Source organism: Ornithinibacillus contaminans (assembly GCF_001038425.2).
Taxonomy (GTDB): Bacteria; Bacillota; Bacilli; order Bacillales; family Amphibacillaceae; genus Ornithinibacillus; species Ornithinibacillus contaminans.
This window is the reverse complement of record NZ_LDPV02000053.1, coordinates 250,036-269,483: the sequence shown is the minus strand read 5'-3', so window position 1 is coordinate 269,483 and position 19,448 is coordinate 250,036. Positions and strand designations below refer to the sequence as shown.

General features: G+C 38.3%; 19 protein-coding genes. 4 read left to right on the top strand and 15 right to left on the bottom strand.

Features of this window, described 5'->3' with window-relative positions; all coding sequences use genetic code 11:
- Positions 1 to 40: 40 nt before the first annotated feature.
- A complete protein-coding gene (locus tag JF53_RS17025; RefSeq protein ID WP_047982746.1) occupies positions 41 to 1,021 on the top strand; it encodes a proline dehydrogenase family protein in 981 nt (326 codons plus the stop codon).
- 123 nt (positions 1,022 to 1,144) lie between these two features.
- Here JF53_RS17025 and lepB read toward each other — a convergent pair whose 3' ends face one another.
- The 5 genes from lepB to JF53_RS17000 all read right to left on the bottom strand — a co-directional run bounded on the left by lepB (position 1,145) and on the right by JF53_RS17000 (position 4,457).
- Positions 1,145 to 1,687: a signal peptidase I gene (gene lepB / locus JF53_RS17020; protein WP_047982745.1), complete on the bottom strand. Its 543-nt coding sequence runs from the start codon at positions 1,685 to 1,687 to the stop codon at positions 1,145 to 1,147.
- A 21-nt stretch (positions 1,688 to 1,708) separates the two neighbouring features.
- The gene (locus JF53_RS17015) at positions 1,709 to 2,200 is read right to left on the bottom strand and encodes a hypothetical protein (protein WP_047982744.1); all 492 of its coding nucleotides are present in this window, start codon (positions 2,198 to 2,200) and stop codon (positions 1,709 to 1,711) included.
- Between the two features lie 61 nt (positions 2,201 to 2,261).
- Complete coding sequence (locus JF53_RS17010) at positions 2,262 to 3,044, bottom strand: hypothetical protein (protein ID WP_047982743.1); 783 nt, start codon at positions 3,042 to 3,044, stop codon at positions 2,262 to 2,264.
- 30 nt (positions 3,045 to 3,074) lie between these two features.
- Positions 3,075 to 3,509 (bottom strand): hypothetical protein, encoded by a 435-nt coding sequence (locus JF53_RS17005; protein ID WP_047982742.1) that lies wholly within the window; start codon positions 3,507 to 3,509, stop codon positions 3,075 to 3,077.
- A gap of 468 nt (positions 3,510 to 3,977) precedes the next feature.
- Positions 3,978 to 4,457, bottom strand: a complete 480-nt coding sequence (locus JF53_RS17000; protein ID WP_053072064.1) for a nuclease-related domain-containing protein — start codon at positions 4,455 to 4,457, stop codon at positions 3,978 to 3,980.
- A 154-nt stretch (positions 4,458 to 4,611) separates the two neighbouring features.
- Here JF53_RS17000 and JF53_RS16995 point away from each other — a divergent pair, with 154 nt between their 5' ends.
- Positions 4,612 to 5,664 carry an N-acetylmuramoyl-L-alanine amidase gene (locus JF53_RS16995; protein WP_083443676.1) on the top strand — a complete coding sequence of 351 codons (1,053 nt, stop codon included), beginning with the start codon at positions 4,612 to 4,614 and terminating at the stop codon, positions 5,662 to 5,664.
- Positions 5,665 to 5,747: 83 nt separating this feature from the next.
- Here the strand turns inward: JF53_RS16995 and menC are convergent, their stop codons facing one another.
- From menC to JF53_RS16955, 8 genes are all read right to left on the bottom strand, one after another.
- Positions 5,748 to 6,869 carry an o-succinylbenzoate synthase gene (gene menC / locus JF53_RS16990; protein WP_047982741.1) on the bottom strand — a complete coding sequence of 374 codons (1,122 nt, stop codon included), beginning with the start codon at positions 6,867 to 6,869 and terminating at the stop codon, positions 5,748 to 5,750.
- Positions 6,870 to 6,913: 44 nt separating this feature from the next.
- The gene (locus JF53_RS16985) at positions 6,914 to 8,836 is read right to left on the bottom strand and encodes a BglG family transcription antiterminator (RefSeq protein WP_047982740.1); all 1,923 of its coding nucleotides are present in this window, start codon (positions 8,834 to 8,836) and stop codon (positions 6,914 to 6,916) included.
- Positions 8,837 to 8,980: 144 nt separating this feature from the next.
- A complete protein-coding gene (locus tag JF53_RS16980) occupies positions 8,981 to 10,300 on the bottom strand; it encodes a 6-phospho-beta-glucosidase (RefSeq protein ID WP_047982739.1) in 1,320 nt (439 codons plus the stop codon).
- 34 nt (positions 10,301 to 10,334) lie between these two features.
- Positions 10,335 to 11,723, bottom strand: coding sequence for a glycoside hydrolase family 1 protein (locus JF53_RS16975; RefSeq protein WP_047982738.1), 1,389 nt, complete (start codon positions 11,721 to 11,723; stop codon positions 10,335 to 10,337).
- Between the two features lie 15 nt (positions 11,724 to 11,738).
- Positions 11,739 to 12,044, bottom strand: coding sequence for a PTS lactose/cellobiose transporter subunit IIA (locus JF53_RS16970; protein ID WP_047982737.1), 306 nt, complete (start codon positions 12,042 to 12,044; stop codon positions 11,739 to 11,741).
- A gap of 79 nt (positions 12,045 to 12,123) precedes the next feature.
- Positions 12,124 to 13,413, bottom strand: coding sequence for a PTS cellobiose transporter subunit IIC (celB, locus tag JF53_RS16965; protein WP_047982736.1), 1,290 nt, complete (start codon positions 13,411 to 13,413; stop codon positions 12,124 to 12,126).
- 23 nt (positions 13,414 to 13,436) lie between these two features.
- The gene (locus JF53_RS16960) at positions 13,437 to 13,745 is read right to left on the bottom strand and encodes a PTS sugar transporter subunit IIB (protein ID WP_047982735.1); all 309 of its coding nucleotides are present in this window, start codon (positions 13,743 to 13,745) and stop codon (positions 13,437 to 13,439) included.
- Positions 13,746 to 14,007: 262 nt separating this feature from the next.
- Entirely contained in the window at positions 14,008 to 14,931 is a 924-nt protein-coding gene (locus JF53_RS16955; RefSeq protein ID WP_047982734.1) for a Gfo/Idh/MocA family protein, read from the bottom strand.
- Between the two features lie 144 nt (positions 14,932 to 15,075).
- Between JF53_RS16955 and JF53_RS16950 the strand changes: the two genes are divergently transcribed.
- Both JF53_RS16950 and JF53_RS16945 read left to right on the top strand, forming a co-directional pair.
- Positions 15,076 to 15,936, top strand: a complete 861-nt coding sequence (locus JF53_RS16950; RefSeq protein ID WP_047982733.1) for an ROK family protein — start codon at positions 15,076 to 15,078, stop codon at positions 15,934 to 15,936.
- Positions 15,937 to 15,964: 28 nt separating this feature from the next.
- Positions 15,965 to 16,363 carry a ribonuclease HI family protein gene (locus JF53_RS16945; protein ID WP_047982732.1) on the top strand — a complete coding sequence of 133 codons (399 nt, stop codon included), beginning with the start codon at positions 15,965 to 15,967 and terminating at the stop codon, positions 16,361 to 16,363.
- 62 nt (positions 16,364 to 16,425) lie between these two features.
- On the opposite strand, the gene xylB is transcribed toward JF53_RS16945, so the two are convergent.
- Both xylB and xylA read right to left on the bottom strand, forming a co-directional pair.
- A complete protein-coding gene (gene xylB / locus JF53_RS16940; protein WP_047982731.1) occupies positions 16,426 to 17,925 on the bottom strand; it encodes a xylulokinase in 1,500 nt (499 codons plus the stop codon).
- A 32-nt stretch (positions 17,926 to 17,957) separates the two neighbouring features.
- Positions 17,958 to 19,283 (bottom strand): xylose isomerase, encoded by a 1,326-nt coding sequence (gene xylA, locus JF53_RS16935; RefSeq protein ID WP_047982730.1) that lies wholly within the window; start codon positions 19,281 to 19,283, stop codon positions 17,958 to 17,960.
- Positions 19,284 to 19,448 lie beyond the last annotated feature (165 nt).

Below are 19,448 nucleotides of genomic sequence, written 5' to 3'. Positions count from 1 at the left end.
CCGATATAATAAAAGAAAAATGTTAAAGAGGGTATGATGTATGGTATTGAAGGATTTCTTCATGGAGATGTCACAAAATCAGTTTTTAAATAATGCTGCAAAAAAATATGGTTTAAAATTAGGTGCTCAGTCAGTTGTTGCTGGTACGAATATAGAAGAAATGATTCAAAGTGTGAAAGAGTTAAATATACATGGAATCTCTGCCACAATTGATAATCTAGGGGAATTTGTAGTTGAGGAAGAAGAAGCGATTAAAGCAAAAAATCAAATTCTCGAGGTAATTGAAGCAATTCACACGAATGAAGTTGATGCTCATATTTCCCTAAAACCAACTCAACTTGGGCTTGATATTGACTATGATTTTTGTAAACAAAACTTGAAAGAAATCGTTTCCAAAGCGAATGAATATGGAATCTTTATCAATTTTGATATGGAGGATTATGGTCACTTAAAACCTTCATTCGATCTTATTGATGAGCTTTCAGCGGATTATGATAATATCGGAACGGTTATCCAAGCTTATTTCTATGAATCTGTTAGAAACATTGAAAAATACAAGGATTATCGTCTGCGCATTGTAAAAGGTGCCTACAAAGAACCAGAAACAGTTGCGTTTCAAGACAAAAAAGATATCGATCAAAACTTCTTAAAACTGATCGAGTACCACCTATTAAGTGGAAAATTCACATCAGTGGCGACTCATGATCACCGCATCATCAATCATGTGAAGGAATTTGTCAAAGAGAACAACATTCCTTTGGACAAGTTCGAATTCCAAATGCTTTATGGCTTCCGTAAAGAGCTACAATTAGAGCTTGCGAAAGAAGGCTATAATTTCTGTACGTATGTACCATTCGGGGATGATTGGTATGGCTACTACATGCGCCGTCTAGCTGAACGTCCGCAAAATGTGAATTTAGTTGTTAAGCAAGTTTTCAATAAGAAAACAAATACCGTTTTAGGTGTCGCAGCTGGTGCCTTTTTACTTGGTAGATTAACGAAGAAGAAAAAGCAAAAATAAAAAACAGAACAAGCTAAAGCGCCCCCGAATAGTCAACAATATCTTGACTATTCGGGGGCACTTTAGGTATATTCCAATTTTAAAACGTTACGAAGTCTGCTTTTTGCTAGCCGCGTTTACAGTCTAAAGACCTCCAAAAGGAAGCAATGACACAACCGCTTCTCCTATAATTTGCTCTTCATTAATTGCTCCAACTTGCTCACTTCTACTATCCAAGCTCGCACCAGGTACACGATTATCTCCGACTAGAAAATACGCATGATCAGGTACTACCATTTCAGGCATATCAATTGAGAGTCCGGTCGTATAGGCTTCTTCCAATGCTTCACCATTGACAAAGACAACACCATCTTCAATCGCAACCCGATCACCCGGTAATCCAATCACACGCTTAATAACATGGAATCCACCCTCATCTCGGTAAACAACGATATCCTCTGTTTCTACCGTATAGGCTATTTGATTTGTTAGCAATACGTCCCCATCTTCTAACGTAGGATTCATCGAATTACCAGAAATAACCGTAAAACTAATGGCATATTTAATTAAAAGAAATAAACAACCGGTAACAACTAGAAAGATCACCCAGCTCAAAAAACTTGATTTCTTCTCAGCTGTAGTAGTTGCTGTTCCAATTTTATTCTCTAGTGCGATATTCGTTTCCATTAGCATCACCTTTGCCTTTCGTTATTCTTGGTTTGAAGTGACTTCATCCTCTTCCTGATCGTCGCTTTGTCCGTCCGCTGATTGCGACGCTTGTTTGGAGGTAACGACTGCATTCATTTCGTCTTTCGCCTGCTGTAAAATTTGTTCTAGTTGCTGCTTAATTTCCTGACTCGCATCTGTTTCCATATCAATACCTTGGATTAAATCAGTTGCGTAATCCTCTAATTCCTGTACTCTAGTCGTTTTTTCCGTATCCACAAACGTATCGAGCTGCTCCTCTGCGTTTTGAATCGCATCCTGGAGCTCTTTTTTTAGTCGCTCTGTTTGTTCCATCTGTTCTTTTTCAATTGCCTGATCAATCTCCGAAATGGATTCCTGTGTTTTGTTATCAAACCATTTGGACAGCATAAAAGAGATGTCCTGATCGGCAAAAGCAATCTTGACACCACTTCCTAGTACGACAACTATCACAATCACACTTATCAGCTTTTTAGGGAGCTTGATTCCTTTCATAACATGTACCTCCCAATTGGTAGTAGGACCTCTATTGCTAGAGATCCTACCTGGATATCATTTACTCATTAATTCCTTCTACAACACTGTCTAATGCGGCTTTAGCTGCATCTTCTAATTCTTGCGCTTTAGCGGTAATGATAGCTTGTTGTTCTTCCACTAATGAATCAAGTAATGCGGTCACTTGGCCACGTAAATCTTCAATTGTCCAATCAACTTGATTCTTCAAGTTACGAACTGTGATTTCTTCTTGATTATTTATTTCAGCTGCCAATGCCTCTTGTGCTTGTTGGATTGCTTCCTCTAACTCAGCTACAGCTTCATCACGAGCAGTGTTAATATCAGTTGTCAATTGCTCAACGGCAGCTTGTCCAGCAGCACCTGTGAAAGAAGTCAAATCATTAGTAGCATAGTTTAAGCCTTGAGCGGATAGGTTTTGAATTTGGAAGTATCCATCAAGAAACACATCATAATACTCTAATCCAATCTCTGATAAAATAGCTTGTTGTTCTGCATCTAATGATTCGATATGACTTAATTTAGCATTAATAATTTCTTCAATAGATTGTCCAGATTCTAACTCTCTTGATAAATCAATATCAACCTGTGCTTCATCCTTAATTGCATTGTATTCCGCAGCTAAACCTGGTAGCTTACTTTGTCCATAAGCGGTAACCTCTTCACCAATATCCTCAACAGATTGATTAAACATTCCTTGATACCATTCCCGTAATTTTGCTCCTGCATCGGTATTCGCAAATGCTACTGTTGAGCTTGTGAACACCCCTACTGCTACTACGCCAACAATCACTTTCTTTTTCAGAGAACCAATTCCTAATTTCATTAACTCCTACTCCCTTTCCGTTCTTGTTTTTTATTTGGTTGATTCTAATAAATCCTGAAGATATTCCCCAATCTCTTCTGTAATTTCACCATGTATGTTTTCTTTTTTTACCGCTTCATAATCAAGGAAAATACGTTCACGCGTTAAACTTCCTTCCATGGTTGAGATATTAGTCAAATAGCGATTAGTATAAGTATCAATTTCCATGACAGTACGATTGGAATAATCATGTGATATTCCGTCTATATCTGTATTTACTTTCGATGATCGCTCACGTTGCTGGTTGGTCCAAAATGCTGACAACAGATTCCGCTTCTCGGTAAGCCACTCTTCTGCATTCCTACTTATTTCCTGTAAGCCAAACCTATGTAATAGACTACTATTGTCATCCTTAGCATATACATAAGTCTCTTTTACTAGCATAAGAAGAATGATTACTAGAATTCCGATTACTATTTTTCTCACTATCACCGATCCTCTCTATCAAATATGTGAGTCATTTGGCTCACTCACGCCTCAATGACCCCATATTAACAGAAAAATCAAAATAAAAAATCGGAAAATTATACTATTTATTAAATAGTATGATAGTTTCAAAAAATAGATTAATAGACCGAAAATAATGTTGAGAATTGCAAGCGTAAATAAGAACATAGAAGAAAAAATCCTAATCCTGTAGAAACCCCCTACCCATAGCATCATTTCTAACACAACACCACATATCAATCCCTAACAAACACTACTAAATCCCCATGAATATAGAACTAGTAGAGGTGCCTGTCACCACCCGAATTTTGTCGATTAATATCTGATGGTAAGTGAAACTTCGTAATAAATTAGTGGTATCAATAGATTAATAAGCTCTATTCTATTTTTTTTGACAGAATATGAAAAAACCAACTGTTTACAGTCTCAGTTGGTTTTTCGCTATTCTTATTTTCCAATATTCTTTTGATGGTCATAACAATATATTTTTCCGGCAAATCGTTTATTATTCTTACAAAAATCTGCTACTTTATCTGTAACCTGTTTATGACATACCACACATTTCTCTGAAGATATGCCCCTATGGCTTTTTTTGAATGGGTTCATCATCTTAAATTTGCCATTTACAGACCATTGTTTCCGATTCTTCCCCCCGTAAATAGTCCCTTGGTAGTTCTTCGTTTCAATCACAAATATTCCATAAGGTGTTAAGAGTACATGGTCAATTTGCGAGTAACCAGAAGTAGACTTTGGATTTTCGACCATAATATCTACCAAATGTCTATATTCCTTAGGAAGCTGATCTAATTGAATATTGATTTTATACTCACCTATCTCACCCTTCCTTTTCGCCACATGTTCCTGATTCTTTTGCTTACTCCCATCGGTAGCATTACCTTGCTCCATTGGCACTACCGCCTTTTCCATCTTCTTTTTCCTTATAAAGCCAAACACGGAACAAGTGCCTGTCACCACCCGAATTTTGTCGAACTTTTTTTCTATTCTACCATGTATAAATCTAGTATTTCCAGGTCATCCTGTCTAGTAAATTAGGAATCTACGAGAAGGGAAATGATAGATTATGAGAAAGTATTGTACAATGATTTTATCGTTAAGTGTATTGCTCTTCCTACTAGCAATTGCACCTGATCAATTAGTCCATGCAGAGGCAAAGGATGAACCAGCAAATTTATACCAAGTAACTTCCGACCATTTAAATATGCGAACCAATCCAGATATCGAAGCAGCTATTATTGGCCAATTAGTAGCCGGAAATAAGCTAAGGGTTTTTGAGGAGAAGAATGGGTGGTACAAAACATTTTTTGATAGCCAGCCAGTGTGGGTTGCTTCCCAGTACCTACTGTTATTGGAGGAAACATCTGTTGAAGCTACCAGTGATGCAGCAGATGAAACGAAAACAAAAGCACAAGAAACAAAAGAACCTAAAGAATCAGCACAATCAGTAACCGAAGAAGAACCGCCTACTTACTCACTGGAACACGCAACAGAAGGAATAATCAATTTACCACAGGGCTTCTTGAAAGCAAATGACATGCAAATTTCTGAAAATGCTATTGTTGTCACCAAAGACCAATTAGAAGGTCATCGTATTTTAGTCGATGCTGGTCATGGCGGAAAGGATTCTGGCGCAACAAATGATGGCGTGTATGAAAAAAATCTCACACTTCTAACTGCAGAAGAGGTTGCCGAGCAATTAGAATCAGAAGGAGCTACGGTTCAATTCACCAGAAATAATGACACGTTTATATCGCTTGAAAAACGGGTAAACCAAAGTAACACCGAGAATATCGATGCATTCATCAGCTTCCATTATGACTATTTTAACGATCCAGCAGTCAATGGTATTAATACCTACTATTATAATGAAAAAACTAGTGCACAGCTTGCCAAGGAAATTCACGCTGCACTGATGGAAAATGTTGCGATGAATGATCGCGGTGTCCGACACGCTACATTTTATGTCTTAAAAAACAATACTAAACCTGCTATATTACTAGAGTTAGGCTTCATGACTAATCCAGAAAATCTCAAAAAAATTCAAACTGAAGAATATCGAAAATCTGTGGCAAAAGCAATCACGGATGGATTAGTAGATTATTTTGATGCAAAATAGCTGTTGTTATGAATTGTGTAACCCCTCCCTTAAAAATACATTACCCCAGAATCAGCTGATTCTGGGGCTTTTTTTTGACCATATTAATTCGACAAATTTCGGGTGGTGACAGGCACCCTGAATTTTGCTAGTGCTGCTTCGTCTAGTTCGTAGCCGATTCCCGGGGCTGTTGGCACGGTGATAATGCCATTTTCAACGGTTACTTCTGGTTTGATAATATCCTTTTTCCAATAGCGAGAGGATCCCGCAGAATCCCCAGGTAAAGTGAAGTTAGATAACGTGGAAAGCGCAATATTATGTGCTCTTCCTACTCCTGCTTCTAACATTCCACCACACCAAACGGCAACACCCATGTCCTGACAGTAATCATGGATACGCTTCGCCTCTGATAAACCACCTACTCGACCAATCTTAATATTAATAATCTTACAGCCTCCTAGCTCAATCGCCTTCTGCGCATCATATAGTGACGTAATACTTTCATCTAAACAAATTGGCGTGTTCAACTTTGCCTGAAGCTTTGCATGATCAATAAAATCATTATGCTGTAACGGTTGCTCAATCATCATTAAATCAAGCTCGTCCAGCTGCTGCAACAACGGAATATCATCCAATGTGTAAGCAGAATTAGCATCCGCCATAAGTGGTATAGCAGGAAAATTCCTTCGTACCTCACGAAGCACCTCAACATCATGTCCCGGCTTAATTTTCAGCTTAATCCGCTTATAGCCCTGCTCCAAGAAACCTGCGATCTTCTCTAACAATTGTTCCATGGACGGCTGAATGCCAATACTAATTCCAACCTCAATCTCACTTCTTTCACCACCAAGCGCCTTAGCTAAAGAAATCCCATTCCGCTTGGCATACAAGTCCCACACGGCACCCTCGATAGCCGCTTTTGCCATATTATTCCCTCGTATCGTGGAGAAAAGTTGGAACACTTCATCTGGATGTTCAATCTCTGCTTGCTTTAACATCGGAATTAGAAAATCTACCATTATATGTTCATTTGTTTTTACAGTTTCCTCTGTATACCACGGGACCGTAAACGCCACTGACTCGCCGTAGCCACGATTCCCAAGCGTATCAATTGCCTCGACAATAAAAAACTCTTTATCCTGCATGGTCCCAAAACTCGTAGAAAATGAGTCGAGCATCCGCATTTTCAACTTGTGTAATACAATTTCTTGAAATAGAATTCCCATCAGTACCCTTCTCTCAAACCTTGCTCCTAGTCAAAGCTGTTTTATTACATTATACCTTCTAATACCTTCATAAACTCATTATAGCTCTGTGCCTTAATCAGCTTTTGTACAATTGAACTACTCTCAATAATCATCCCAATTATCTCATACATCGCTTGTAAATCTACCTGACTATTTTTTTCTACACATAATAAACAAACAAATTGTACAGGTTTATCCTTCCACATGACCGGTTTTTCCAACGTACAAACAGTTAAGAAAGTTTTTTCTGTTTTCGGAGTAATTGGATGTGGGACTGCAACTAGATTCCCAAAGGAGGTCGGCGCAACTCTTTCTCTTTCCAAAACAGCCTCCAGAAAATCTTCGTCTACTAACCTTTTATCTATTAGCGTATTAGCCAAAAATTCTAAGACTCCTTCTACAGAAAATAAATTTTGTCTCAAAAACATAAGCTCTTGATCAAAATAGTTATATACCGACTGATTGTTCTCCATGACATAGCGCTCTATAAGGTGAAGATCCTGCTCTCCTACGATCGCATTTACTTGAATAACTGGAACAGATAGCTTCTCAGCAATTGGAATAGAGCTAACAATGAAATCAATATCATATAGATTATATTCGTGTAGCTTATAATATTCCGTTGTACCTACGACATCTAAGTTCTTTCCAAATTGATTCTTTAACTTATAGTAAATCAGTTGGGCCGTTCCGAGTCCGGATGCACATACTATTAGACAACGCTTCGGTCCTGATTTTAATTTCCTTCTTTCAATGGCAGCGCCAATATGAAGGGCCAAATAACCCACTTCATTCTCATCTATTTCTGTCCGAGTAGCTGCGCCAATTGCAAGACCTGCTACTACCGCTGCTTCAAATGCTAACGGATAATTTTTCTTAATATCCGTTAGCATTGGGTTTCGGATATTCATCCCATATTTATACCGATTAACTGCGGGTTTCAAATGTAAGCTTAATCCAAGTATTAATTCTTGATCATCGTGTATACCAAGGTTAAATTCATTTTCTATTCGCTCCAATGCCAAGGTTACGATTTCTAAAATTTCTTCATCCATTACGGATTCAACTGCCTCATTTGTTTGTGAAAGCATTTTAGTGCCTAACAAATGGATGGCAATATAAGCCACTTCTTCGCGTGGAAAAGACACTTCAAAATTATCCTCAACCGCTTTAACAATCTCCTTGGCAACTTTATATTCCTTTTGTTTTAAAATATGCTCCAAGTCCTTATGAAAAAGCGTCACATGATAACCACTGTTAATTCGTTTGTATGCTATTGCGATATGAATCAATAGATTATGCAAAGCAATATCCGAAAGCGTGATATCGTGCGTATTAATTTGATTTATAATAATAGCTGAAATCGTATCAAGATCCACTTGCTTTAACGAATCAATCATAGAATCGATTCCTACTTCATCATTACGTTTAAATACATACTCTGACATAGCAAAACGAAGCTTCACTTCACTTCCAATTACCTTTATTCCATAGCTCGGACGTGCCTCTAGATGAATATCATACTTACTTAATATTTCTTTCACTTGTCTTAAATCATTCTGAATTGTTGATTTGCTAATGTACATTACATCTGCCAAATTTTCCAGCTTAATATAATCTTCACTTAGTAACAAACGTCTAATAATAAAATTCGCACGCTCTTCTGGAGTTTTAGGAACGGATACTTTTTTCTTGTCATCTCTACCAGTAAGTTCTTTTAAGAAATTACGAAAAAGCTTTTCATCATTAATTTCAAACTGATATCCTTTACCCATTAAGGATTCGATATGCGCCCCATGCTTAGCTAGAATAGCTGTAAGTTCCTTAATATCCTCTCGATTGGTTCGAGTAGTAACCTGATTTAGATTAGCCAAATAAGTCCCTGTAACTGGTGTTTCCGCTGCCATGATTTCACGTAAAATCGTTTCCATTCTGGAGTTTAACATGTGCTAATTCTCCTTCTATACGTTGTCTATGTTCTGTGTGTACGTAAGGATCGATAGACCTAGTTATTTTTCCTCCTGAGTAGTACTTAAGAAAAAGGTTCTGATTCCACTTGAGAACCAGAACCTTAACTTTTGTTACGACAATTATACAACAGATTGGAAAAATTGTGGTAAATAACCCTTATGTGCTTCTAACATTTCATCTAATATTTTTTTAGCAATTGTATCAGAGGGTACTAATGGATTTATTGTCATTGCTAGTAATGCTTTATCATAATTTCCTGTAACAGCCGCTTCAGCTGCAACCCGTTCAAATGATTTAATTTGTTGGACTAATCCCCGAACTGCTACTGGTAAATCACCAACAGTTATTGGCTTTGGACCATCCTTCGTAATTACGCAATTTACCTCAACCGCTGAATCATTAGGAATGCTTGCGATTGCACCGTTATTTCGAACGTTTACCGGTTGAATATCACGTTTATCATTATAGATGGAGTTAATTAATTCGCATGCAGCATCACTATAGTAAGCTCCACCACGATCCTCTAACTGCGATGGTTTAACTGCCAAATCTGGGTCACGATATAATTCAAACAATTCTTTCTCAAGCTTTTGCACAACCTGTGCACGTGTTCCATGTTCGTGCATATCCTGTTGCTCTTCCTCAAGCATCTTACTTGTTTGGTAATAATACCGATGATACGGACATGGTAAAATCCCAAGCGCTTGGATAAACGCTGTTTCCCAGCCAAGATCAACAATATTTTTCATTGTCATACTGGTACCACTGGATAGCATTTCAAGTACCTTATCGGTCACCACTTTACCGTCAAGATAAACGGCTAGACCAAATACCATATGATTTAACCCCGCAAAATCAATATGCACACGCTCTGGAGCAACACCTAGCATTTCTGCTACACCCATCCGCATTCCAACTGGAACATTACACAGACCAACCGTTTTGGTAATATTACTATAGCGCAGTACCGCTTCCGTGACCATTCCAGCAGGGTTAGAAAAATTAATCAACCATGCATCTGGGCAAAGTTCTTCCATATCTTTACAAATTTCTAAAATTACTGGGATCGTACGCAAGCCCTTCATTAGACCCCCGGGACCATTCGTTTCCTGTCCAATCACCCCATACTTTAATGGGATAGATTCATCCTTCGCCCTTGCATTCAATAGTCCCACACGTATTTGTGTCGTGACAAAATCTGCATCACGTAAGGCTTCTTTACGGTCTAATGATACGTGTATAGCTATCGGCACACCTGCTTTTTCCACCATACGTCTTGCTAAACCACCAACGATTTCTAGTTTTTCTTTTCCCTCAGGAATGTCTACTAGCCATAGTTCACGAACAGGTAATTCGTTATAGCGCTTGATAAAACCTTCGATAAGCTCTGGTGTATAGCTCGATCCGCCACCTATGGTGACTATTTTGATCCCATCCATTCCATTCACCTCATCTCAGATTATATTACTTGCATTAAAACCCATTATCTTCTGATACACGTTTAATCCAATGTGCACTTTTCTTCGGTGTTCGTTCCTTCGTTTTAATATCGACGGAGAAGAAGCCATAACGATTTTTATAGGCATTCATCCAAGACCAGTTATCCATAAAGGTCCATAAATGATACCCTTTCGCATTACATCCTTCTTCGATCGCTTGATGCAACCATTTTAAATGTTCGCGTATGAAATCAATACGGTAATCATCCTGAATTTCACCATCTTCTAGGAAGCGCTCCTCATCTTGAACTCCCATCCCATTTTCTGAAATAAAGGATTCAATATTGCCATAGTTTTCTTTCAGGTTAATCATGATATCATAGATACCTTTTTCATAGATCTCCCAACCACGATACGGGTTCATTTTACGTCCTGGCATTTCATAATTATCAAAGAACCAATCCGGCATAAATGGACCATATGGATTCGGTAAATGATCTTTTGCTTTCACACGACGTGGCTGATAATAGTTAACCCCTAAAATATCGGCAGTGTTTTCCTTAAGCAGGTCACTGTCTCCTTTTTCGGTAGTAGGCAACTGGCCATGCTCACGTAAAATATTAATTAATTCCTGTGGATACGCACCAAGAACTGCTGGGTCTAGGAAGCTACGGTTAAAGAATAAATCCGCAATACGTGAAGCTTTTAAATCAGCAGGATTCTGGCTTCTAGGATAGGACGGTGTTAGGTTTAAGATAATTCCAATTTTACCATCTTGGATGTTGAACGTACGGAAAGCCTCTACAGCTTTTGCGTGTGCTATCATCGTATGATAAGCAACTTGTGCAGCACGTCTGGCATCAACAATATTAGGATAATGGAAATCATATAGATATCCACCTTCTACCGGAACAATTGGTTCATTGAACGTAAACCATTTTGAGACACGATCACCGAATAAACCAAAGGCTACTTTCGCATATTCCGCATAAGCATCAACAACTGCTCTACTCTCCCATCCACCTTCTTGCTGCAATTCAAGTGGCATATCAAAGTGGAACAAGTTAACAAACGGTTCAATGTCATTTGCTAATAATTCATTGATCACATTGTTATAAAATGTAACTGCTTCTTGGTTTACCGCCCCACGTCCACCAGGAATTAACCTTGCCCAAGAAATCGACATACGGAAGGTATTATGACCAATTTGTTTCATTAATTGCACATCTTCTTTATAACGATGGTAAAAATCTGAGGTTGATTCTGGACCTACATTTTCAAAGAAACGATTGGACTCTTTTTCATACCAATGATCCCAAATATTTTTGCCTTTACCACCTTCATTTGCTGCACCCTCGATTTGTGTAGCAGAGGTTGCACTTCCCCACCAAAAGCCTTCTGGAAATTTATACTGTAAAGTCATACGTTGTCCCTCCGATTATTTATTTCGGTAAATTTCAATAATCTCAATGGCTAAATCTCTTACTGTCATAGCTGTCATGAGATGGTCCTGTGAATGAATTAAAATTACATTTACATTAGTACCTTCACCACTTGCCTCTTCTTGCAGTAATTTGGTTTGGAACCCATGGGCTTTACTTAACTCTTCACCAGCTTCTTCAATTTTACGATCCGCCTCTTCAAAGTTGCCTTCTTTAGCCTCTTGAATAGCCTCCATTGCACTAGATCTACCATTTCCAGCATATAAAATAATTTGGAATGCGATTTCTGTAATGTTGTCCATAAAAAAATCCACCTCTCTAAGTTGCACTATTCATAAATAGGAAGGGCTCCCAAAAAAACTAAAGGAGCCACCACTTAATTTAATTGCTTGCTTCGCCTTTTTTCTCGTTTTCATAATAGTTTTTATCAAGAATTTTTAGGAATGGCCACCAAATAACCATAACCACTAGTAAGTTAAATAATTGTAAAGCAGCACCCTGCCAAGCATTACCGGTTGCTAAGAATCCACTTAAAAGTGGTGGTGTTGTCCACGGAACAATGATTCCGGCTGGCTTTGGAACTAATCCCATTGACATAGAAAAATACGTAATAATCGTGATCACTACTGGTGCAACAATCCAAGGAATAAGAATTAATGGATTCATGATAATCGGCAAACCAAAAATAATCGGTTCGTTTACGTTAAATATTCCAGCTGGTCCACCAAGTTTACCTAATTCCTTTGTTTGTCTACTTTTACCAATTAAAAAGATAAGAATTACAACGGCTAATGTCATTCCAGATCCACCCATACCAACCAAGAATGTATCGATGAACTGTTTTGTTACCACGTTTGGTAGTTCTAGACCTGCTTGGAAGGCTTTCAGGTTTTCGTCGTTTAATGTATACCAAATTGGATCAAATACAGAGTTTACAATGATTTGACCGTGTAAACCAAAGAACCAGAATACTTGAATCAAGAGGACAGCAATAAGTGTCGCGATTAACCCACTCCCTAAATTAGTAAGCGGTTCTTGAATAATCGTATAGATGAAATTCTGTACCGTCTCAAACGATGTAAGGCTGAATAGAATACGAATAATTAGAAATACAGATAATGTTAATGTGATAGGAATCAATGCACTAAACGATTTTGCAACAGCACCAGGTACACCTGGAGGCATTTTAATTGTCCAATCCTTCTTCACAAAGAAACGATAAAGCTCCGCTGATGCAAATGCCGTAATGATTCCTAAGAACATCCCTTGTGCGCCTAGGCTCGCAGTAGGAATTACGCCAGAAACACCCTCTAGTACTTGTGGTGTTAAGATAAGAAATGCTGCTAATGCAACGACACCACCGTAAATAGCTTCTAACTCATAACGTTCCGTAAGTTTATAACCAATCCCAACAATTACGAATAGACCCATGATACTTAATGTCGCTGCCGATGCTGGTCCTAACGCCTCTTGATAGGCCGCAAACGCATCTTCACTAATCCACTTATCTAAAAATGGGAAGTTTGCAATTACAACAAAAATAGAACCGAAAATGATTAATGGCAATGCCACCATGAAGCCGTCACGTAATGCAGATAGATAACGGTTGTTATTTAATTTATCCGCTATCGGTAACAGGATGTTTTCCAAAAACTCCATAAATTTATTCATTCTTAATTTCCCCCTAAAGTGATTTACTCACCAATTAATTCTATCGCTTTATTTAGTACTGCTTCTCCATCTATTCGTCCATATGCTACCGGATCAATGACATCTAGTGGAATGCCAACCTCTTCGGCAACAACAGCGAACTTTTTCTTCATGAATCTCATTTGCGGACCAATTAATAACACATCCGCCTTTTTCATTTCACTTGGTGCCTTATCCTGAGCAACAGCCCAGATTTCTACTTCTGTTCCTCTTTTTTCAGCAGCTTCCTTCATCTTAGCTACTAACAAGCTAGTAGACATTCCCGCAGAACAAGCCAATAAAATTTTTTTCATTTATTATTCCTCCTAGAGATGTATATTTACTATGTTTGAGTTTCTATCATAATCGTAATATAAAACCGCTTACATCTACACACATTCTTTTTCCCCTATAAGGAGGAAATGATTAAGCGTTTTCATTATCTACCAAAAGCTACAGTCTCGAAAGATATCTTCCGGATTATTACACAAAAAATAAAGCCTATACCACATACAACGTGATATAGGCTTTATTTCTCGATAATTAAGTTAGACACACTAGAAGCATATTATTCCTCTACCCATCATACTTCCTTATCAATCTCTCAATCATTAGTTGCGTTTTCAACCCAGCTAGTCCGTCAACCATTGGCTGGCTATCATGTTGCACACAGTTGATAAAGTGGAACACCGCATCTTCAAATCCCTTTTGCTTTAAAATAGAATCCCAGCGTGGTGCAACTTCAATCATGAGTTTATCCTGTTTTTCCACTTCCATCATCTGCATGTTTTTAACCCGTAACATCGCTCCTGATGTAACTATTTCTACCTGCTCAAGATTCGTCCCAGCGTTACGGTGCATGGAGGTATTGACCAATTGTCCTTCCGGTGCCTCCAATACATGCTGCGTATATCGTAACTGCTTAGACTCATTTATTTTTACCTGCTGATACTTTAACTCTAAATCACCATCGGCTAACCAAAGTGCGGTATCGACCAAATGAATATAATCATCCATCATGGTAAATCGATAATCGTTTGGTCCTACACCATTTACCCGATGTTTTTCGATGTAAATTGCCGACACTTGTTCTGCTTCTTCTTTCAAGCGAACATACATCGGAGCAAAGCGGCGATTAAAGCCTACCATCAGTTTTCTTCCATATTTCTCGCTTACCTCTACAAGCTTCTCCGCTTCTTCTATCGTGTTTGCTAAAGGCTTGTCCACATAGACATCTTTCCCGTTTCTCAGGAGCTCTAATACGATTTCAAAATGGGATTCTGTTGAACTATGGACAAATACAGCATCACTATTGTCCATTACCGTAGCTAAGCTAGAAAATGGGGTTATGCGGTATTGGGAACATATTCGCTTTCTTTTTTCGGCATTAGGTGTATATGCCCCGGTGAATTCCCATTCCAGCTCCTTCGTTAAAATAGGTAAATAAGCTTTTTGAGCAATTCCACCTAGTCCGACCATCGCAATCTTTGGTTTTCTCATCATTTCCCCGCCTTTAATTAATTTATATATTTTTCAGCTCTGCATAACTTTATCGTAAAACAACTTGTTCTTGTATTTTACCATGCTTAGAAAGAAATTATATGGTATTTTAGAGTTGTACTTAATGAATTAGGAGATGAAGCTATGCTAATTGGTGGAATAGAAGCTGGTGGCACGAAATTTGTATGTGCTGTTGGTGATGAAGTAGGAAATATTATTTCCAAGACAACCTTTCCGACATCCGATCCAGAAACGACATTGGCTAAAGTAAAGCACTTTTTTAGTCACCATGACATAACTGCCCTTGGAGTTGGTAGCTTTGGCCCAGTTGACTTAACTAAAGAGAGCCCCACATATGGTTTCATCCTAAATACGCCAAAAACACAATGGAAACATTACAACTTATTAGGTCAATTACAAAATGACCATGCTGTCCCGATTACGCTGGATACCGATGTGAATGCCGCAGCACTTGGGGAGCACAAATACGGAAATGCCAAGGATGTAAAAAGTGTACTTTACATAACAGTAGGAACTGGAATTGGAGCGGGATTTGTACAGGACGGTAAAACCTATATCGGAAAAAGCCATCCAGAAATGGGGCATATTTTTGTTCAAAAAAGAGAAAACGATTCATTTGCAGGAAACTGCCCTTACCATGGAGCTTGCTTAGAAGGCATCGCTTCTGGACCAGCGCTTGAAAAACGCTATGGCAAAAAAGCAGATCTACTTACTGACAATCCTGAGGTTTGGGAGCTTGAGGCAGATTACTTAGCACAAGCGATCATCAATTACATGCTAATTTTATCACCAGAAAAAATCATCTTAGGTGGCGGTGTTATGAAGCAAACACAACTCTATCCACTAGTACGAAAAAAAGTGATTCAATTGGCAAATGGCTATGTGGACACAAAAAACATCGAGAATTTTATTGTCGCACCACAACTAAATGATGAACAAGGCATTAAAGGTGCGATTGCCTTAACAATCGGAAGCAACATCTAACATTTAATGAATCCTAGGAGTGCAACTAATGATTGAAGTATATACAGATGGCGCATCAAGTGGAAATCCCGGTAAAAGCGGTGCTGGAGTTTATATAAAGGCTAGTGGTAAGTACTATGAATATAGTATCCCGCTTGAAGACATGACTAACAACGAAGCTGAATTCCATGCGTTGATTAAAGCACTTGAAATTTGTCTGGAACAATTCCCTGAGGAAATATTATCATTCCGCTCTGACTCACAAACAGTGGTTCAAGTCATCGATAATGACTTTACCAAAAATAAATCCTTTCTCCCCTTACTAGAGACTGTACGGGAATTGACCAGTAAATTCCCATACTTCTTTATTAAATGGATACCGGAAAAAGAAAACAATCATGCAGATAAATTAGCTCGAAAAGCAATCCGACATGGCGAGACTAATTAATTAAAAGCCAAACGAGAGCTATCTCAAGTGCAACTTAGACAGCTCTCGTTCATCAACTCTAGTTATTTTCGAAATGCTACTAAGCTTTCGTTTAAACCTTTTGTGTTCTGATATACTTCTTGATAAATAGAAAATAGCTTTTGATATTGCTGTACATTTTCTTGAATTGGCATAAATGTACGATCTACTGATAAGAATTCATCCGCACACGCCTTTAACGACTTAAACCAGCCACAACCATAGGCAGCAAGCATTGCAGCCCCCATCACTGCCCCTTGCTCACTAGCTAATCGAATAACTTTTGCATTGAACGTATCCGCCTGTATCTGAAGCCATTCATCACTCTTGGCACCACCACCGATGGAAATAATCGTATCAATTCTTTTTCCATACTTTCTAAAAAGCGCAATCGATTCCTGTAATGAAAAAGTGATTCCTTCAAGAACGGCACGAACAAAATGTTTTTGTTCATGTGAACTATCCATCCCGATAAAACTTGCACGGATAGACGCATCCGCATGAGGGGTTCTTTCCCCTACAAGATACGGTGTAAATAACAATCCATTTGCACCAATCGGTACAGAAGTAATTTCCGATAATAAGTTTTCGAAAGACTGATTTTTAGCAAATACATCCCGGAACCATGTTAAGCTATATCCCGCTGAAAGTGTGACTCCCATCGTATAATAGACAGCTTCTGCACCATGGTTAAAATAATGAACCTTCCCATGAAAATCCTTATCCGGACTAGATTCGTAGGAAAGTACAACGCCAGAAGTCCCGATACTACATAATGTCTTCCCTTCCTCTAAAATGCCAGCCCCAATCGCTCCACAAGCATTATCGGCACCACCTGCAAATACGCGTGTGGATGGAGATAAGCCTGTAAGCTTCACTATTTCTTCGGTAACATAGCCTACTTCTTGATGGGAATCGACTAATACTGGGCAAAGCTCAATTGGGATCTGAAGAAGCTTACAAATTTCCTCACTCCATTCCCGTTTACTAACATGTAGTAAGAGAGTTCCAGCAGCGTCCGAATAATCCATGTGTAACTTTCCAGTTAGTTTATAGCGTACATAATCTTTCGGAAGAACAAACTTTGCTGCCTTTTGAAATACTTCTGGCTCATGTTTTTTGACCCATAAAAGTTTCGGCAAGGTAAATCCTTCTAATGCAGGATTCTTTGTAATATCCAAAAGCCGCTTCTTCCCAACAACCGCTTCAATTTCCTTACATTCAGCAGTCGTACGTGTATCATTCCAAAGGATAGCATTGCGCAATACCTCGTTATGTTCATCCAGTAAAACTAAGCCATGCATTTGCCCTGAAAAACTGATACCTTCTATATCTTCCGGATTACCGTTAAAATCCTGTAATATATCAGATAGTCCTTCGATTGTCTGGTTTACCCAATCACTTGGATTTTGTTCATTATAGCCTGTTTTTTCCTGAATCAATGCATAAGATTTTGAAACTTCCTGTACGACTTCTCCAGACTGGTTGACAAGAAGTATTTTTACAGCACTAGTCCCTAAATCTATTCCGATTACATATTTCATAACAGCACCTCATTAATCTTAAGCAATATTAATCATTCACCTGCATATGCGGTTAACAAATATTGATTAATGGTCGCTTTTATTGATTCTAACTTCCCTGATTGTTGTTTGATTTCAGTTAAAGCTAAAGCATGCTCTTCTAGCTGATGAAAATCTGTCTTACCCTCAACCATCTCACGTCCAATACCTTCCTTATAACTGCTATATCGTTCCTCAATGATAGAATCTAGCGCGTTATCATCCATTAATTTCTGTGCAACTTTTAATCCTACTGCAAAGCTATCCATTCCAACTATATGCGCTCGGAATAAATCCTCTGGTGTAAACGAACCACGACGCACTTTCGCATCAAAGTTCAATCCGCCACGTCCAAGTCCACCGTTTTTAATAATTTCATACATCGCTAGTGTAGTAGCATATAAGTCAGATGGAAACTCATCTGTATCCCATCCTAATAATGGATGGCCCTGGTTGGCATCAACAGAGCCTAGCATACCATTGACTCTAGCATATCGTAATTCATGTTCGAATGTATGCCCAGCAAGGGTTGCATGATTCGCTTCAATATTGAACTTAAAATGATCCTGTAAATCATAATGCTGCAGGAAAGCATAGCCACTCGCCACATCGAAGTCGTATTGATGTGATGTAGGTTCCTTCGGTTTTGGCTCAATTAAAAACTGTGCATCAAAACCAATTTCACGTGCATAATCAATCGCCATATGGAAGAATCGGCCAAGGTTATCTAACTCAAGCTTCATATCCGTATTGAGTAGTGTCTCATACCCTTCACGACCACCCCAGAACACATAATTTTCTGCACCTAGTTCTTTACCAACTTCTAATCCTTTTTTTACTTTTGCAGCTGCATATGCAAAAACATCCGCACTACTAGATGATGCAGCACCATGGACAAAACGAGGGTGTGTAAAATTGTTAACGGTATTCCAAAGCAGTTTTGTTTTACTATTTTTCATATAATCCTTAATCATTGCGACGATTGTATCGATGTTTTGATTGGACTCTCGTAAACTACTTCCCTCAGGTGCAATGTCAACATCGTGAAAACAGAAATACGGTACCCCTAGTTTTTCAAAAAACTCAAATGCCGCTTCTACACGTGCCTTAGCTAAATCCAATCCAGTAAACTTGTTCCACGGTCGAATCGCAGTTCCGACACCAAATGGATCAGATAAATCTTCTGTAAACGTATGCCAATAAGCGACGCCAAAACGTAGGATTTCTTCCATTGTTTTTCCGCCAATTTTTTCTCCTGGATTATAAAATTTAAATGCATAAGGATTAGTTGATGAAGATCCTTCATAGTTAATTTTGTTAATACCTTCAAAATAAGTCATTATAAATTCCCTCCTAAGTAATGTATAAAAATCAGCTGAAGCTATAATCAATACCTTTAGTTCATTCATTAAACATAGAAAGTATTTTATACTATATTAAATCGCTTACATCATGTACAATATTAATTGGCCTAAAGAACTAGTTTTATAGACTATTCCCTACGA

Coding starts and splice junctions, on each gene's coding strand:
- JF53_RS17025 (WP_047982746.1), top strand. CDS start 41: ATGGTATTGAAGGATTTCTTCATGGAGATGTCACAAAATCAGTTTTTA.
- lepB (WP_047982745.1), bottom strand. CDS start 1,687: ATGGAAACGAATATCGCACTAGAGAATAAAATTGGAACAGCAACTACT.
- JF53_RS17015 (WP_047982744.1), bottom strand. CDS start 2,200: ATGAAAGGAATCAAGCTCCCTAAAAAGCTGATAAGTGTGATTGTGATA.
- JF53_RS17010 (WP_047982743.1), bottom strand. CDS start 3,044: ATGAAATTAGGAATTGGTTCTCTGAAAAAGAAAGTGATTGTTGGCGTA.
- JF53_RS17000 (WP_053072064.1), bottom strand. CDS start 4,457: ATGGAAAAGGCGGTAGTGCCAATGGAGCAAGGTAATGCTACCGATGGG.
- JF53_RS16995 (WP_083443676.1), top strand. CDS start 4,612: ATGAGAAAGTATTGTACAATGATTTTATCGTTAAGTGTATTGCTCTTC.
- menC (WP_047982741.1), bottom strand. CDS start 6,869: ATGGGAATTCTATTTCAAGAAATTGTATTACACAAGTTGAAAATGCGG.
- JF53_RS16985 (WP_047982740.1), bottom strand. CDS start 8,836: ATGTTAAACTCCAGAATGGAAACGATTTTACGTGAAATCATGGCAGCG.
- JF53_RS16980 (WP_047982739.1), bottom strand. CDS start 10,300: ATGGATGGGATCAAAATAGTCACCATAGGTGGCGGATCGAGCTATACA.
- JF53_RS16975 (WP_047982738.1), bottom strand. CDS start 11,723: ATGACTTTACAGTATAAATTTCCAGAAGGCTTTTGGTGGGGAAGTGCA.
- JF53_RS16970 (WP_047982737.1), bottom strand. CDS start 12,044: ATGGACAACATTACAGAAATCGCATTCCAAATTATTTTATATGCTGGA.
- celB (WP_047982736.1), bottom strand. CDS start 13,413: ATGAATAAATTTATGGAGTTTTTGGAAAACATCCTGTTACCGATAGCG.
- JF53_RS16960 (WP_047982735.1), bottom strand. CDS start 13,745: ATGAAAAAAATTTTATTGGCTTGTTCTGCGGGAATGTCTACTAGCTTG.
- JF53_RS16955 (WP_047982734.1), bottom strand. CDS start 14,931: ATGAGAAAACCAAAGATTGCGATGGTCGGACTAGGTGGAATTGCTCAA.
- JF53_RS16950 (WP_047982733.1), top strand. CDS start 15,076: ATGCTAATTGGTGGAATAGAAGCTGGTGGCACGAAATTTGTATGTGCT.
- JF53_RS16945 (WP_047982732.1), top strand. CDS start 15,965: ATGATTGAAGTATATACAGATGGCGCATCAAGTGGAAATCCCGGTAAA.
- xylB (WP_047982731.1), bottom strand. CDS start 17,925: ATGAAATATGTAATCGGAATAGATTTAGGGACTAGTGCTGTAAAAATA.
- xylA (WP_047982730.1), bottom strand. CDS start 19,283: ATGACTTATTTTGAAGGTATTAACAAAATTAACTATGAAGGATCTTCA.